Annotated in this window: 15 protein-coding genes; 4 read left to right on the top strand and 11 right to left on the bottom strand. The window is 43.8% G+C overall.

Annotated elements, in window-relative coordinates; genetic code table 11:
• Positions 1 to 22 precede the first annotated feature (22 nt).
• The 6 genes from truA to ccsA are packed head-to-tail and all read right to left on the bottom strand — an operon-like array spanning position 23 to position 5,283.
• On the bottom strand, positions 23 to 757 hold the full coding sequence (truA, locus tag AABW11_RS04880) for a tRNA pseudouridine(38-40) synthase TruA (RefSeq protein WP_340103664.1): 735 nt from the start codon (positions 755 to 757) through the stop codon (positions 23 to 25).
• Positions 757 to 1,428 (bottom strand): hypothetical protein, encoded by a 672-nt coding sequence (locus AABW11_RS04875; RefSeq protein WP_340103663.1) that lies wholly within the window; start codon positions 1,426 to 1,428, stop codon positions 757 to 759. The genes truA and AABW11_RS04875 overlap by 1 nt, the downstream gene beginning before the upstream one ends.
• Before the next feature lie 36 nt (positions 1,429 to 1,464).
• A complete protein-coding gene (locus tag AABW11_RS04870; protein WP_340103662.1) occupies positions 1,465 to 3,975 on the bottom strand; it encodes a heme lyase CcmF/NrfE family subunit in 2,511 nt (836 codons plus the stop codon).
• Between the two features lie 5 nt (positions 3,976 to 3,980).
• The gene (locus tag AABW11_RS04865) at positions 3,981 to 4,376 is read right to left on the bottom strand and encodes a cytochrome c maturation protein CcmE domain-containing protein (protein WP_340103661.1); all 396 of its coding nucleotides are present in this window, start codon (positions 4,374 to 4,376) and stop codon (positions 3,981 to 3,983) included.
• Positions 4,373 to 4,627, bottom strand: a complete 255-nt coding sequence (locus AABW11_RS04860; RefSeq protein WP_340103660.1) for a CcmD family protein — start codon at positions 4,625 to 4,627, stop codon at positions 4,373 to 4,375. The genes AABW11_RS04865 and AABW11_RS04860 overlap by 4 nt, the downstream gene beginning before the upstream one ends.
• Positions 4,624 to 5,283, bottom strand: a complete 660-nt coding sequence (gene ccsA, locus AABW11_RS04855; protein ID WP_340103659.1) for a cytochrome c biogenesis protein CcsA — start codon at positions 5,281 to 5,283, stop codon at positions 4,624 to 4,626. Before ccsA ends, AABW11_RS04860 begins: the two co-directional genes overlap by 4 nt.
• A 217-nt stretch (positions 5,284 to 5,500) precedes the next feature.
• Here ccsA and glmM point away from each other — a divergent pair, with 217 nt between their 5' ends.
• Positions 5,501 to 6,847: a phosphoglucosamine mutase gene (glmM, locus tag AABW11_RS04850; protein ID WP_340103658.1), complete on the top strand. Its 1,347-nt coding sequence runs from the start codon at positions 5,501 to 5,503 to the stop codon at positions 6,845 to 6,847.
• Positions 6,848 to 7,375: 528 nt separating this feature from the next.
• Here the strand turns inward: glmM and mtnA are convergent.
• Both mtnA and AABW11_RS04840 read right to left on the bottom strand, forming a co-directional pair.
• Complete coding sequence (gene mtnA / locus AABW11_RS04845) at positions 7,376 to 8,437, bottom strand: S-methyl-5-thioribose-1-phosphate isomerase (protein ID WP_340103657.1); 1,062 nt, start codon at positions 8,435 to 8,437, stop codon at positions 7,376 to 7,378.
• 127 nt (positions 8,438 to 8,564) lie between these two features.
• Complete coding sequence (locus AABW11_RS04840) at positions 8,565 to 9,113, bottom strand: PH domain-containing protein (protein WP_340103656.1); 549 nt, start codon at positions 9,111 to 9,113, stop codon at positions 8,565 to 8,567.
• Between the two features lie 163 nt (positions 9,114 to 9,276).
• On the opposite strand from AABW11_RS04840, the gene AABW11_RS04835 reads away from it, so the two are divergent.
• Complete coding sequence (locus AABW11_RS04835; RefSeq protein WP_340103655.1) at positions 9,277 to 9,777, top strand: cupin domain-containing protein; 501 nt, start codon at positions 9,277 to 9,279, stop codon at positions 9,775 to 9,777.
• 16 nt (positions 9,778 to 9,793) lie between these two features.
• On the opposite strand, the gene ytxJ is transcribed toward AABW11_RS04835, so the two are convergent.
• Entirely contained in the window at positions 9,794 to 10,231 is a 438-nt protein-coding gene (gene ytxJ, locus AABW11_RS04830) for a bacillithiol system redox-active protein YtxJ (RefSeq protein WP_340103654.1), read from the bottom strand.
• 273 nt (positions 10,232 to 10,504) lie between these two features.
• A complete protein-coding gene (locus AABW11_RS04825) occupies positions 10,505 to 11,182 on the bottom strand; it encodes an L-threonylcarbamoyladenylate synthase (protein WP_340103653.1) in 678 nt (225 codons plus the stop codon).
• Between the two features lie 179 nt (positions 11,183 to 11,361).
• On the opposite strand from AABW11_RS04825, the gene AABW11_RS04820 reads away from it, so the two are divergent.
• Positions 11,362 to 12,069, top strand: a complete 708-nt coding sequence (locus AABW11_RS04820; protein WP_340103652.1) for a metal-dependent hydrolase — start codon at positions 11,362 to 11,364, stop codon at positions 12,067 to 12,069.
• A gap of 86 nt (positions 12,070 to 12,155) precedes the next feature.
• On the opposite strand, the gene AABW11_RS04815 is transcribed toward AABW11_RS04820, so the two are convergent.
• Positions 12,156 to 12,725 (bottom strand): DUF420 domain-containing protein, encoded by a 570-nt coding sequence (locus AABW11_RS04815; protein ID WP_340103651.1) that lies wholly within the window; start codon positions 12,723 to 12,725, stop codon positions 12,156 to 12,158.
• Between the two features lie 447 nt (positions 12,726 to 13,172).
• Here AABW11_RS04815 and AABW11_RS04810 point away from each other — a divergent pair, with 447 nt between their 5' ends.
• Entirely contained in the window at positions 13,173 to 13,817 is a 645-nt protein-coding gene (locus AABW11_RS04810) for a cytochrome c3 family protein (protein ID WP_340103650.1), read from the top strand.
• The last annotated feature ends 13 nt before the right edge of the window (positions 13,818 to 13,830 follow it).

Genomic DNA, 13,830 nt, shown 5'->3' with positions numbered 1-13,830 from the left:
TTATAATGATAGCTCAAATATTTTAGTACGACACAGAATCCAGATATAGGCCGCGAGCCGGAGCTGAATGCCCTTTTCGGGTAAGTTGGTTACCATCAAGCAGTTCCTCAAATAATGCCATTGGTTTCCGACCTGAGGCAACCTGAACCATAGACCCAACCAGGCGCCTCACCATATGCCTTAAGAAGCGATTAGCGCTGATTGTGTATGTAAGTACATCGTTATTCATTTTCCAGCAACTCACGTTAATTGTGGACTCCGTTGTTAGAAGCTGATCCTCATCAGGAATACAAAAATTAATAAAGTCACGTGTGTGTTTTACCATCTCCGCCATACCCTCTAATTGATCCTGATCGAGCGAATATCCACAGCTCCATGCTCGTTTTCGCATCAGCGGACTGGGCCGGTTCAAGACTGAATAGCTGTAGCTTCTTTCGGTGGCACTGAATCGTGCATGAAAATCGTGCTGGGTTACCTCGGCTTCAAGGAGCGCAATATCTTTCGGCAGAAGGCCGCGCATTGCGTGAATAATTTTATTTGAGGTGAATTTAGAAGGGAGGTCAACATGAGCAACCTGGCCCCGGGCATGAACACCGGCATCGGTTCGCCCCTGGCCTATGATGTCTATATCGTTCTGATAAAGAGTTGAAAAAGCCTTTTCAATCTCCTGTTCAACCGTTCTTGCATTCGGCTGTCGCTGCCAGCCAGAAAAATCAGTGCCGTCATACTCAAACACGAGTTTCCAGCGATCCGCCATCAGAATTTAAATGATAGATTAGCGATAATTCCTGAATGTAACCTGTCATTAAATGCCGGCAGCAATGTAAGTTCAGGGCCGCTTGTCATATCCCGGGCTTGTCTATAGGCGCTGATGGCACTTAGAACGCGATTCACAACCATGAGGCCTGCAATGGCGGGAAGCTGATTTCTTGCCCGGTCACTGGTTTCACGAAGATCAGAATAGCGTTCACGATCTTCCTCTGATTCCCACTGCCAGCGATTTTCCCGGGTATCGTCAAGAAGCTGGTCCCAATTACGGCTTCTCAATTGAAAATCATTATACGCTTCAAGATTGTTATATTGGCTTATTGCCAGCTGAAATTTTCTGCTTCTGTCGGAAATGCTGACCCCTGCATTTAGCTGAGCAAACGTGTGGTATTGCCCTTCAAGGTTTGATGCCCTGGCATTAAGACCAAAATAAGAGCCAATCATAATGATATCTGCACCGAGATGCACTTTACCTCGAGTCCAGTTATTTGAATCGTTGTAATAGTGACCCCAGCCGGGAATAGCAAGCGATCTGAGAAAGGAACCACGGGGATCAGGCTGAGTTTGAGCATACAGCGGAGAGCTCACTAAAAGGATAATGAACCCTGCGATAAGCCCTGCTTTAAATTGAGATGCTGAACGTCCGAGTAATATTTTCATAAAAAAGTCTTTGGCTTGATTTGCCCGAGCAGAATTTTACGATTCATTCTCGTTAAAATCATCCTGCTTTTTCTTTTCCCGTGACCAGTGACGGAATATGGATACTGAAAAGCCGGCCATCAGTAAAAACGTACCCAGCCAAACAATCGACACAAACGGTTTGATTTCAGCTACTACCAACACCCAGTCTTCTTCAAAATCCTCAACTGATCCGGCAATACTAATTTCAATAGATTCACTTTCGGGAAGTAACCGGGTAAACTGCAAGTCCATATCCCACGCTTCGATTGACAGAGGCGGTGAGTACGTAAAACTCCTTTCATTTTCCGTGTAAACAGCAAACAGCGGCTCAACTTCATATGCACTGCCGGATGGCATGTGTTCAACCTTAATCAGCGCGCGAATACCCACCTGTGTATTCTCAGGAAGCTGATTTTCGGTTGCTGGTTTGAAATCAACAAACTGGAGTGAAAAATCACCTGCTTCAATGACCTCTCCGCGGGCAATTTCAATGGTCTGTGTTGTGTCTGACTCAGCAGTATCAGTTCCGGATACCGGCATCATTTGCTGACTCTGCTCGGTAATTCGTTCATTCTCTTTTTCAACATATTTACTGCCGGCTACATAAAAGTAGATATCTTCAAACATGCCGGTCCGAACATGCGGATCAACAGACCACTCAACATTTGCCCGGCTTGATGTGGTTAGCATCGGGTATACAACCGGATCAACATAAAATGAAGAACCTCCATTGACGGGCTCAAATTTGACTCGGTATGACTGCTGCCCCGGCCGTGGTGAATCATTTACTTCGTAGCCTTCATACGTTACCATCCAGCGATCATTCACCAGTTTTGGCTGATCTATATTAAGTTGGAACATCTCTATAGGCTGAGTGACCGGAAAACCTTCCTCATCAAAAACAGTTCCTGCTGCTACCCGCTCGTTATAATTTGTTGCCCGCTGATCAAGCAGTGGCTCCGTGTATACAGATGATGCGATAATCCCCAGCAGCAATACACCAAATCCAATATGATTGAGTGCACCTCCAATCAATTTCGGCTTTCTCTTCAGGAGATAGAATAAAATAGCCCCGTTTCCAATGACAGCAAACCATCCTGCAAAGATGAATATCATGTAGGAAATGTTGCTTACTTCCCCTAAAATTATAGATAAGATTGAGGCGATAGATGTGAGCAAAAGCGGAAATATCATCGCCCCTGCCAGAGTTTCCCAGGTGTGTTTGTTCCAAAACAGATGCTGGCCGATCACCGTGAATATTGCCATGATAATAGCAATGGGCATACTCCACTGGTTATAGAACGACAACTCGGGCGGTGTTGGATTATCAACAAAAAACTGTCCGATAAGAGGAGAACTTGTCCCGAAGATAATAACCAGTCCAAGAATTAACAGCAGCATCGAGCCGGTGAACGTCATAAACTCACGGCTTAATAGTTTCGATTCTTTCTCGGGACTTGGTATCTCTTTGTATCGATACAGGTAAAACCCAATTCCCATCAGCGTCATCACAAGAATAAACATCAATAGCTGAGCATACAGGCCGAGATCAACAAAACTGTGCACAGATTGCGCCCCGAGCACGCCCGATCGCGTTAAAAAGGTTTGATAGACAACGGCGATGTACGCGAGAATAGAGAGAAAAAGCGCCGCTTTATGAGCTCTGGAACTCTTTCGCTGGATAATCATGGCGTGTATGCCTGCGGTACCAATCAGCCAGGGTACGAGTGATGCGTTTTCAACCGGATCCCACGCCCAATATCCGCCAAATGAGAGTGTTTCATATGCCCAGTATCCGCCAAGAAAAATAGCGGTGAGCAGGCACAGGTTAGCGGAAAGCGTCCACGGTAGTGCAGGCCTGATCCATTCGTTATAAGTTTTGGTCCAGAGAGATGCGATCGCAAAAGCAAAAGGCACGGTCATCATCGAAAAACCGACAAAAATAATCGGCGGATGAATCATCATCCATGGACTCTTCAGAAGGTCGTTAAGGCCAGAGCCGTCAGCAGGTACAAAATCAGGGTTGGCCTGGATAAACGGTGCATTTGGCATCTCCTGGGCAATGGTTCGGAATGGAGAGGCTCCGAGTGTCATTCCAAAGAGGTCCCAGCCGGCCACCATCGAGAGAAGGAAAACCTGTGTAAGCGCCATGACAGCCATCACGGGAGCTTTGTATGGCGGGCGTGTCCAGCGAATGAGCCCTAACCCTACCATAAAAGAGCACAGAATCCAAAGCATAAAGCTTCCCTCCTGTCCTCCGTAAAATGCAGAAAACAGGTATTGGGGTTCCAGGTCAAGGCTTGTATAGTTCCATACATAATAGTATTGGAACTGATGGGTCATGATCAGATAGATTAATATTCCGCATGAAACAAGCAGCGTCGCACCTTTCAGACGCCACAGCCAATCAGAGATCTTTTCAATTGACTCATTATCCTTGTACGCTGATAGTGAGTATGCGATCAAAGCCGCAATTGACGCTACAAATGCAGCTGATAAGAAAATGTGCCCAAACGTCCCGGTCATAAATATTATCCTTGTTCAGCTTGTGTAAATTCCGCTTCATCTGCGTCGTTATACTTCGACGGGCATTTCAACAACATATCGTTGGCGTAAAAAACATCGTTTTGCATCTCTCCAATAACGACTAATTGAGTAGCCTGCTCAAAATTATTGGGCTTTGGCTTTGGATAAATGACACGCCTTACATTCCCCTCCTGATCCTTCATATAAAAAGAGAAGCGCATGTTCTCACGTGAAAATCCCCATTCCTGGGAATCGTCCCACGTACCCACAACATGTGCCGACCCGCGATCATCGGCCTGTTCAAAATTCACGTAGCTATCGATGCTGTTGCCAAAATTATACATCAACAGCGATGTAAAAAGCACGATTGATGTAATACCAAGAATTAATTTTAGATTCATTTGCTGTCTTCGTCTACTGTTTTTTCAAGATTTGAAACTTTCCGGTCTACCCTGATGATAAAAAAGAGCAAAACAAACCAGATAATTAAGCTGACCCCAAGAACCACAAAAATCAGGTCGTTTGAACTCATAAACTGTATAAATTCTGATGACTGTTCCGGGTTATCCACACCGGCCCACTTATCAGAGTAGCTCGATGAGAGTGTATCAACGGTTGTTTGGCTGAAATCTTTTACAGATTCAATGTTCATTTTTCAGTACTGCTCAGATGTTTAACTTTCTTATACCTGTTTAAAATATCCATCAACCAAACAGCAAGCCCAATAAATCCAATTATGGCGGGATAAAAAATGTACCTGAGTTCAGGAGCGGTAATTTCACTAAATGCCGGGTTCCCTTCCGCTCCGGGATGCAGGCTCGGCAGCTGCCGCGGTATGATGTACAGTAAAAATGGAACTGTTGTGATGCCAAAAATATTGTAGACCGCTGAAATTTTTGCCCGTTTAACCTCATCATTAAAAGCAGATCGCAGAATAAAATAGGCAACAAATATCATCATGGAAAGTGCTGCAAGATTCATTCTGGGTTCGGCAAATGTCCACCACGCTCCCCAGGTGAATCGCGCCCAGAGCGAGCCGGTCAGAAGCCCGCAAATACCAAATAAAAGACCAACTGCCGTGGCTGTTTCCGCTTTACGATCAAGGCGTAAATCTTCACTGTTCAGGTAACGAACACTGTAGACAAACGCCGTACCGAATGCTACCATCATCGTGAACCACATCGGGACGTGTAAAAACAGGTTACGAGCCGACTGCTCGAGAATATCTATTTCCGGGATGGGAATTAGAAATCCAGAAACAATGACCAGTGTCATCCAAACAGCGACAATATATTTCCAGATTTGCAAATCAGAAGGTTTAAATTTAGCGGAAGTATATAGCTTCTTAAGATATCATAAAAAACTGAAAATTTATGAATTGGTTGTGAACCATATTAATTAAATCTATAGCTGTTTGAAAGGTTTTAAATTGATATCAATTCCTCCAAGAGGTAAGTTCCCGCGTGTTTAAATCAGATTTTCATAAGAATCTACCTGATAACTTTTAATTAAAAATGATCGTCATATGGCACTCATGATTTCAGTATCCGGAATCCGGGGAATTTTTGGAACGCACCTTACACCACAAAATATCGTTGAATTCACCGCTGCCTATGGCACATGGTTAAAGGGCGGTACCGTTGTGGTGGGCCGTGATTCGCGAGTGACCGGCCAGATTTGTGAGGATATTGTTTGTGCCACGCTGCAAAGTGTGGGTTGCGACGTTGTAAAGGCAGGTATTGTGCCAACACCGACCGTTGCAATGGGCGTGCTTAAACATAAGGCGAAAGGCGGATTGATTATAACCGCGAGCCATAACCCTGAGCAGTGGAATGCTCTTAAGATGCTAAATGAAAAAAGTGAATTTCTCGACCCCAAACAGGGTGAAAAAGTGCTTGAAATCGCTGATAAAAAAGAATTTGAATACAGCACATTTGATTCGATCGGGTCTGTATCATATGACGACGATATCATCAACTACCATATTCAGGAAATACTTAACCTGCCCTACATTGATGCTGAACTGATTAAAAAACAGAGTTTCACAGTAGCTGTTGATGCAGTGAACGGTGCCGGAACTAAAGCCTTGCCCGCCCTCCTTAAAGATCTTGGAGTTACCGTTCACGAATTGAACTGCGAGCCAAACGGTATTTTTCCACATAATCCCGAACCACTGCCCGCCCACCTCGAAGAGATTTGTGAGTTTGTAAAAAACAATGATTGTGATCTTGGTATTGTCACCGACCCGGATGCCGACCGTCTTGCACTGGTTGATGAAAGCGGCCGGCTGTTTGGAGAAGAATACACCCAGGTAGCTGCGTTCGACTTTATGCTTGACAATAAGGCCGGTGATACAACAACAAACCTGTCATCTTCTCGTGCAGCAGATGATGTATCACAAAAATACGGACAAGTCTGCCACCGGGCCTCTGTGGGTGAAATTAATGTTGTGAAAACCATGCAGGAACACGGTGCCGTCATCAGCGGGGAAGGAAATGGCGGCGTCATAAATCCCGATCTCCACGCCGGCCGAGACGCACTGGTTGGTACGGCTATGATCCTTCAACTTCTTGCACAACGCGGACTCAAAGCATCTGCCTACCGCGATTCCCTGCCGCAATATGAGATGGTCAAACAAAAAATTCAGCTTGCTGATCTTGGTATGGATGCAGATGATCTTTTGAAGAAAGTAGCTGATGAGTTTTCTGACGAACGTATCAACACGCTTGATGGTGTAAAGATCGATTTTGATGAAGGATGGGTACACTTCCGGAAATCAAATACTGAACCGATTGTTCGCGTCTATAGCGAAGGGAAAAACGAATCTGATGCACGAAAGCTGGCCGATAAAGTGCTGAATGTGATTCGGTAAACACGCACAATGGAATATATAACCGTCAGTCGCAGATAAAATCTAAAAGATAGAGTTTTAAAAATTCATCTATAATAATCAGAAAATTAGCCTTTAAAATACGAAGGACATATCGTCCGTTTCACGGACTTCTGGTCTTGGAGCCATACCTTGATTCCTCACGTTATCCAGTGGATGCCTTCGGCGAAACGTGAGGCTACTAAGCGCTTGTCCCTCACGGGACTGACATATTACGATGGATCTGTTTCCGTGGGGTATTGAGTTTATACTCATCTTCAAAACCGATTTTGTAATCATGGTTGCATTTGTTGGGGCATAGTAACCCAAGTCTCGAAGAGTCATTCGCTTCGTAGCCCGACAATTCATTGTCGGGTTGGGAAGTGCCAGCCCATCTCCATTAATCCGCGAAGCGGATGACACCTGAGTTTGATCCTGGGACACCCCAATGTTCAATGAATGAGCATCTAAATATTTTTTTTGATCGATAATATTTTCGACTGAAAAATGTCAAACTCAGGAAAAGCCCTCCTACACTTCAGCTACGCTAAATCGCTCCCTGATGTTTTTCTCAAACTCAGGATATATAATCCCTTTTTCAGTAATAATCGCGCTGATATTTTGATGGGGCGTGATATCAAATGCAGGGTTGTACGCTTTCGTGCCTGATGGAGTTGATGGCTGATGATTGAAGGCCAGCACTTCTTCCTCATCCCGCAGTTCAATTTCTATTTGCGATCCGTTGTCGATATTCATGTCGAGTGTTGAATATGGAGCGGCAATGTAGAATGGTATTCCGTGTTCTTTGGCGAGTACCGACAGCGTGTATGTCCCGATTTTATTGGCAGTATCTCCGTTTTTCGCAATTCGGTCAGCCCCGGTAACAATCATATCCACTTTGCCCCGGCTCATTAAAAAACCGGCTGCAGAATCTACAATCAGCGAGTGCGGTACGGATGCTTTTTGAAACTCCCATGTGGTCAGCCGCGCACCCTGCAGCAGCGGCCTAGTTTCATCAACCCACACCTGCTCCACTTTGCCCTGCAGATGCGCATGAAAAATCACCGAAAACGCTGTACCGTATTGCCCTGTGGCGAGTCCGCCTGTATTGCAGTGTGTCAAAATATTTGCGCCGTCGGGTACGAGCTCTCTTCCGTTTTCCCCGATCTGCTTACAGAGCTGCCGGTCTTCATCGTGAATGGCGATGGCTGTATGAAGGATTAGCTTTTTTAAATTTGACAAAGATGTTGATCCGTCTTGACCAGATATTTTTTCCAAAATATGATTTAACGCCCAGGAAAGATTTACGGCCGTAGGGCGAGATGAATTCAGGTAGTCGGCCAGTCGCCGGGATTCCTGTATAAAGGATTCGTAAGACCCCTCTTCAAAATCACGGATTCCAAGATATAATCCATAGGCACCGGTAATTCCGATCGCCGGGGCGCCGCGTACTTTTAGCTGACGAATGGCCTCCCACACCTGTTCGGCGGTCTCGAGTTGGATAATCAATTCCTCAGCCGGTAATTGGGTTTGATCAATAATGTAAAGTCCGCCGTCTCTCCACTCAATGGATTGATAAAGCTCGTCTTTCATGGTCATAACTATTTAAATCTTCTTTTCTGTTTTAAACTCAAAGATATCGCTGACGGCGTGATATTAAAACCGTATTCAGGCCAATTCACAGGTTTAAGGCTCAATGAATTTTGTGATAGAAACCAATCTACCCTCTTTTTTCCAAACGCTTTAATGTTTCAGAAATTTCAAGAAGAATAGGTTTGAGTGGATGATCTTCATCGGCTGCTCCCTGTTCACTGCGGCCGCCTCGATTGTAGGTAATCTCGTCCCGCTGTTCAATAACCATTTGACGAAACTTTGGAGCATCCACTATTCCAATGAGTTTCATATCGGTCATATTTGCCGCGCTGTTTCCGGCTGTTTCGATCATTAATGAGCTGAGGCCAAAATAGCGGAGCAGCGGTCCTTCTTTAAATGTAAGATCCTGGATCTTATCAAGTGGAATGGTTCGTTCAGTTGTAAAAAGAACGCCTTTTTTGAAATGAAGTGCGCGCGTTGTGAGTTCACAATAGAGATTGTCGAAATAGCGGTTCAGGTAGTACGACCCGGCGACCAGCCAAACAGGAATCAAAATAATGCCAAAAATAGATACAGCCATCGTTATAATGACGCTTGCATGAACATATGTTTTAATCCTTGGCTCAAACGACGCTTCAAACAACTGCTTGGATTTTGATGATCTTTGTGGATCCATTTATTTAGAATTGATGAAAATTAGGTGTATCAAATTGGTGTATTCATACTTAAAAATTTTCCAGTTGTTACACAATATTTGAACTTTCACCGGTTTATTTGTGATATGGTCTGTCCCTGATTTTTAAGCTCAAAACTCATATTCAACCAACCCAATTTTCCAGATGAAACAACACATAGAACGCCTTATCGAAAATTTGAACCTTTCCCCCCATCCCGAAGGAGGATATTACAAAGAGACGTACAGAAGCGAGGGTGTGATTCAGCCTGAAAGTGATGAGAGCTTTTACCCGGTTGACCGCCATTTTTCAACGGCCATCTACTATTTGCTTGAAGGAGCCGACACTTCCTCCTTTCACAGAATCAGGTCAGATGAAACGTGGCATTTCTACAGCGGCTCACCCGCAACTATTCACATCATCCATCCCGACTCACTATACCAGGCACTTCATCTCGGACCAGACATCGAGCAGGGCCAGGCGTTTCAGCACACTGTTCCCGGCGAAAGCTGGTTTGGTGTATCGGTAGACAAACCGGATTCCTATTTGCTTGCTGGATGTACCGTAGCGCCCGGATTCGATTTCGATGATTTTGAGATGGGCGATCCGTACAAGCTCAAGCAAGCTTTCCCGGAACATGCGGCCATTATTGAAAAGCTTAGCTAGTGCGGTTTAATGTCAATCATTCCACATCTGATGAGCCGTTTAGCTCATCCAGCGCCTCCAGGAGAGGTTTTATACGTACATCGCCATGAGAAGCATGCCAGTATGGATCTCCTTTATACATAATTATTATTTGAGGGGACTCATGCCGGATACCTGTTTTCGACGCTATCTCACCCGATAGCTGACGATTTGCAATCACATCAACCAGGTGAATATCAGCTTTTTCAGCAATTGAAACCAAATCGCTCTCGAGACTGCTTTTGGAAAACAGTGAAACAGCGCAGCTGTAGCTGTGCTTGTAGATGACCTGGGGTGTCGGAGATCTCTTCAGAATTTCATTGATCTGATCAACAGTCTGTGGCTGATTCCACAGACTGTTTTCCTCTGCCCGGTTACTAACCATGTTTCTTAGTGACCCGAATATACTCATACACTTCACCTGTGATTTAATCATAAGTGGTTTAATTCCCCGACCCTCTGGGTCGGAAAAGATAATAGTCCCCCTTTGAAGGGGGAAGCGAACGGAGTGAGCTGGGGGATGACTTTCTGAGTGTCGTGGTGCCCTGAATTTCGTTCAGAAACATAACTGATCATCCCCCATTGCCCCCTTCAAAGGGGGACACTCCAGAATAAACTCTATTTTGGACAAAAAGTTATAGGTTCTAAGTTGATACCTCGTGGGCTCTGCCCCGAGGTAGTTTATTGTCAGTTTTAGAACCATAACTCCCTATACTGGATGCGACTCTTTAAAAGTAAGCCCCTGAAGTGCAACTGCCTCCCGAAGAGTTTCCATTCCGAGCCCTTCACGGATAACTTCCGGTGAGGGGCCGGTCAAGTCTACGATGGTTGTCTCCTGCCCTGACAGCTCCTGCTGGTGATCGACCACCAAATCAACAATCTGATCAAAACGGCTCAGATAAAGCTCCCTGTCTCCGCTATCGGGCTGTCCATTCTCTACGTTAGGCAGCTTTGCGGTAATTGCCATGATCGGCCGGCCCAGTTCCTGGATCGTTTCCAGACAAATTGGATAGTCGGGTATTCGTATGCCAACCGTTCTCTTTTTGGGATGAGTGAGCAATCTTGGGACTTCACGCGTTGCCGGGAGTATAAATGTATAAGGTCCTGGTATAAGTCGTTTAATGAGTTTAAAGTTATCATCAGACAGATTGGCAAACGTGGATGCATGCTCAAGGCTGTGGCACATCACTGAGAGATGATCCTTTTTTCCCATCTGCCGAATTTTTCTGATTCTATCCATTCCGCTTTTATTTTGATAATCACATACAAGCGCATATTGACTATCGGTAGGAAGCAAGAGGACACCTTCGTCTAAAAGAATATCTACCAGGTCAAAAATTTGTTTCCGTTTGGGATTATCAGGATTGATCTTAATTCGTTCTGACATATAATTTTAGGTTAGTTGAGCTTAGGTTTAAATTTCAATGTGTAGGGTTGCTCGGCAAATAGTTCTAACGTGTTAACATAACTACTTATTAATACTACAGATTTTTTTGTTTGTCAACGATAAGTTTTCGATCTGTGTTATTTTTACACTAAACACTTACTAAATAAAAAAGGAGATAAATGAATACAAATATCAAAGCATGGTGGCTTGGCCATTCAGCATTCAAACTAGAATCACAGAATGGTACAATCATTTACATCGACCCATTTCTGTCACAAAATCCCACAACACCTGATGAATTTAAAGATCCGGATGACGCAGATATTATATTACTGACACACGGACACGAGGATCATGTTGGGGACACGCTTGATATTGCTAAAAAAACGGGATGCGACGTTGTTGCCCAGGTTGAACTTTCTCAACTACTTAAAAAGCATGGCCTTGCTGAAGAACAGGCTATAGAATTCAACAAAGGTGGTACTGTTGATTTTGATGACTTTTCAGTCACTCTTGTAAATGCCAACCATAGTTCATCATTCAAAGGCGAATATGCCGGTGAAGCAGCAGGCCTGGTACTCTCGTTTGACGATGATATAGCATTTTATCATCTCGGCGATACAAATATTTTCAGCGATCTCGAGATTTATCGCGAAATCTATCAGCCTCACGTGGTGGCTGTACCGATGGGCGACCATTATACGATGGGTCCTCAGGAAGCTGCCATTTGCTGCGAAATGCTCAATCCAAAATTGGCTATTCCTATTCATTATGGAACATTTCCCGTGCTTACAGGTGATCCGGAAGAATTTAAAGAGTTCACCGAAGATTATTGTGATGCCGACGTTGCTATTCCAGAAGCCGGTGAACAGTTCTTAGGAAACTGAATCCACTATATATATTATTTGATTTACGATGTGCCGATCGCAGCTAAAGCGGTCGGCTTTTTTTATGCAATTCTACCTGAAACTTATCAAACGTACGAATTCAGAATAAAGAAAATTACGACACCGGTAACCGATACATACAGCCAGATCGGTAACGTCCACTTCGATACTTTTCTGTGGGTTTTAAATTTTCCAGAAAATGCGAAATAGTAGCTGGTAAGCACGAGGGGCACTACAAAAGCAGATAAAATAATGTGAGAGATAAGTATTGAAAAGTACACCGGCCGAATCCATCCTTCTCCCGGAAATATCGTATGCCCAACAAAGTTGTGATACAGTAAATAGCTAATCAGAAATAACGATGAGGTTACAAAAGCCGTCAGCATCAGTTTCATGTGTGTGACATACTTTTTCTTTTTAATCGCAATAAACCCTGATATGATAAGAACAGTACTTGCACTGTTGAGCAAAGCATTCAATGCCGGAAGCTGATTTACCCATGCCGCAGTTGTAGCGGCAGTATCTTTATAATAAATCAGCCAAATCAAAAAAAGGAAAGCAAGTGTACTAATGAGAATAATAACACTAATTGCTTTTGTAATGCTTACTTCTTTAAGAAAGCGAACGGTAAGTTTATCGTTAGTATTTGGATCCATTCCTAAATTTTTGGGATGTTGTCAGATGATATTGGTGCTCACTAAATCGTTATAAACGTCGGCCGAAAGTAACAATTATATAGTAAAATATCGTTTCGTATGGCAGAATATAATCGATTGGCTTCTGCTCTGTATAAATCCTGATCTGCTAAATTCAACTCTTTCAGCATCTTTAGATAGTCGTTAAATATTAAACATTCTAAAGCGATTAATCTTCAGACACCCTATAAATATGTATGTATTTTTTTACACATTTGATGAATCTGTCCCCTATATTTAGGCCTTTAGGTCAACCCTTGATCAAGCCGTAAATCGTATTATTTAGAATGATTTTAAATACGGTTGCCGGCATCTATTAGGTATGTTCGTTAAGAATTTTTCGGTACTTTCTTTCCAACATAAAATTGGCCCACTACTACTAATAACTGGTAATATTTATCACCTTTTATGGCTCAGATTTTTCCTAAGTGGACAAATGAAGCTCCACGCAGAATACTCATAGGCGCTATTATCATACTAAATGCTATTGTTTTTGGTGTTTGGTACTTCTTTTCTCCGGAATTTACCAATGTAGGCTATGCTCCGGAACAGCCTGTTCCTTATAGTCACCAGTTGCATGTTGGCCAACTTGGCATGGACTGCCAGTATTGCCACACTCAAGTTGAGGAATCGCAATATGCAAATATTCCTGCAACTCAAACGTGTATGAACTGCCACAATCAAATTGCTACTAATAGCGAGAAGCTTGCGCCCGTTCGCGAAAGCTGGGATACGAATGAACCTATTGAATGGGTACGGGTGCACATGCTTCCCGACTATGCTTACTTCAATCACTCGGCTCACGTTAATGTTGGCGTCGGTTGTGAATCTTGTCACGGCCGGGTCGATCGCATGGAAGTTGTTTACCAGGCAGAACCCTTAAGTATGGGCTGGTGCCTCGATTGCCACAGAGAACCTGAAAAGCATGTTCGTCCCGTTGATGAAGTAACTACAATGGGATATCAAGTAGAAAACCAACTGGAAGTAGGCCGCGAGCTTGTAGCGAAGCACAATATTAAAGCACCTACCTATTGCCAGGCCTGCCATTACTAATCTTTCTGATTCG

Source organism: Rhodohalobacter sp. 8-1 (genome assembly GCF_038150125.1).
Classification (GTDB): Bacteria; Bacteroidota; Rhodothermia; order Balneolales; family Balneolaceae; genus SW132.
The sequence above is the reverse complement of the archived record's forward strand: the minus strand, read 5'-3'. Positions and strand labels throughout refer to the sequence as shown.